At 67.8% G+C, this 2,109-nt stretch carries 3 protein-coding genes; 2 read left to right on the forward strand and 1 reads right to left on the reverse strand.

The window, feature by feature from the left end; all coding sequences use genetic code 11:
• Positions 1 to 69: 69 nt before the first annotated feature.
• The gene (locus B7W94_RS17670) at positions 70 to 426 is read right to left on the reverse strand and encodes a hypothetical protein (protein ID WP_085607985.1); all 357 of its coding nucleotides are present in this window, start codon (positions 424 to 426) and stop codon (positions 70 to 72) included.
• Positions 427 to 777: 351 nt separating this feature from the next.
• Between B7W94_RS17670 and B7W94_RS17675 the strand changes: the two genes are divergently transcribed.
• Both B7W94_RS17675 and B7W94_RS17680 read left to right on the forward strand, forming a co-directional pair.
• Positions 778 to 1,143 (forward strand): hypothetical protein, encoded by a 366-nt coding sequence (locus B7W94_RS17675; protein WP_062633834.1) that lies wholly within the window; start codon positions 778 to 780, stop codon positions 1,141 to 1,143.
• A gap of 180 nt (positions 1,144 to 1,323) precedes the next feature.
• Positions 1,324 to 2,106: an IclR family transcriptional regulator gene (locus B7W94_RS17680; protein ID WP_039712028.1), complete on the forward strand. Its 783-nt coding sequence runs from the start codon at positions 1,324 to 1,326 to the stop codon at positions 2,104 to 2,106.
• The last annotated feature ends 3 nt before the right edge of the window (positions 2,107 to 2,109 follow it).

The following is a 2,109-nucleotide window of genomic DNA, read 5'->3' on the forward strand; positions in this document are numbered from 1 at the left end:
GGACGGCGCGATAACGCTGACACGGGAGCGCCCCGCCGGATCGTCTCGGCGGGGCGCTCGGGTGCAGCGTTATCGCGCCGTCCACCACCGCGGGCGCGCGGGACCGGCCGTCGGGATTGCACCGGTGAGGGCGTCCGGAGTCAGTGGACGGGCCTGCCCGATCGTGAGCGGCACGGCCTGTTGCAGGTGCGCCTGCCGCTCCTTACTGTCCTCCCACCGGATGAGGTCATGGGGGGAAGCGAACGTGATCTCGACGACAACCTGGCGCCGGTGCCGTTCCGAGACTCGGACCTTCGACTCCCGGTAGCCGGGGAACGACTGGGCCCGGCCGGTGAAACCATGCGCCCACTCGGTGAGATCGTCCAGCCGCCCGGGGACGGCTGTGCGCGCCACCCGAGCCGTGACCGTGAGGTTATCTGGTTGCATGGTGTCCTCCCGGGGCAGAGGAAGCCCCGTCTCCCAGCGTATTGCGCCGATGACGCGGCACTGAACAGCTTCCGACCATCGGGGTCCGGATCAATAGCGCGAAATAGTGCTCTTCCGAGCAGTGGAGTGTCACCGCCACTGCCGCCTCACGCAGGATGGAAAGTTGAAAGACCTGGATCGACGGGGAGGTCATTTGCACGAGGCGTTTCGCTTGCTGCGGGAAGAAAGGCTCAAACGAGGCCGATACCATCGCCGAGCGACGGTGTATCACCCGGACGTAGAAGAGGTCGACCAGCTCTACGGTGTCCGGCTTCAGCTGGAGTCCTTAGGCGCGCGCCGGACGGTGGACGGATGCTGCGCTCCGAGATCGGCGCTTCGCGCGAGTACGGGACGCTAATGGATGCGGCGCTGGCAGTCGGTGACATGGGCGCCTGGCTGGTGGCGCACCACGCGTTCCTCCGCTGCTGCGTCGCGCGTGCAGACATCCCGTTGGGGCGGGTAGTGGACTCCTACCCGGAACGCTGCTTACACATCTATCAGTTGTGGCACCCGCAGTCGTTCGCCATCGCTCATCGCGAGTACGAGGCCGTCCTCGAGTCGATCGTCAGGCGTCCGACGCCCAGGGGATCGATCTGTCGCCGCTGGCGACCCACGAGTTCGCCTTCGACGATGCCGCCGCCGCCTTCGAGCAGTCCCGCGACGCGTCCAGCAGCCTGAAGGTCCTGCTCCGACCGTAGAGCGCCTGGGCCGTCGGGGCCGTCACAGGGAGCCACGCGGGCGGCGTGGGGTGGCACGGGCTGCAGTGGCACCGCGGAGACGATCCTCCCGCCTGTCGGGTCGGCATCGGAGCGCGCGGTGCAGGAGGAGCGCGCCCACGTTGCAAGTAAGCTTTCTGCCGTGCAGAATCGACAGCTCGGGTCGCCGGGCGATCCACCCCAGTATCCGATCGAGTCGGTCGACAACGCGCTGAAGCTGATCCTGCTGCTGGGTGAGGAGCACGAGCTGCGGCTCACGGACGCCGGTGCCCTCCTCGGGGTGGCGACCTCGACCGCGCACCGACTTCTCGCGATGCTGGCATGGCGCGGCTTCGTGCGGCAGAACCCGGTGACCAAGGCTTACGGCCCTGGCCCGGCGCTGACGACGGTGGCCTTCTCGGTGCTGCGCAGGATGGATGTCCCGAGACTGGCGCAGCCGATCCTCGAGGACCTCAGCGCCGCCCTCGGTGAGACCTGCCACCTGGGCACGCTCGAGGGCAACCATGTCCGATTCCTCGCCGTTGCCGAGCCCGATGTGGCCGTGCGCGTGGTTTCGAGACTGGGCAAGACCCTGCCGGCGCATTGCACCTCGACCGGCAAGGCGCTGCTTGCCGAGCTGAGCGACGAGCAGCTCTTCCGGCTGTACCCGGACGAGCAGCTCGAGATCGTCACACCGAACTCCATACGTTCCCGAGACGAACTCGTCGCCGAACTGGTTCGGACACGACTGGACGGTTATGCCGTGAATCGGCAGGAAAGCGAGGACGGCGTGGCGAGCGTCGCGGTCCCGGTCCACGTCTCGTCGGGACTGCGACTGGCGATCAACGCCTCCGCGCCCGTGCAGCGGTTACCGCCGGGCAAGGTCAAGTCCCTAGCGCGGTCACTGCAGGACGCCGCGATCCGCCTCGCCGAACTGTTGGGGTGAACC

The organism is Microbacterium sp. LEMMJ01 (assembly GCF_002114135.1).
Lineage (GTDB): Bacteria > Actinomycetota > Actinomycetes > Actinomycetales > Microbacteriaceae > Microbacterium.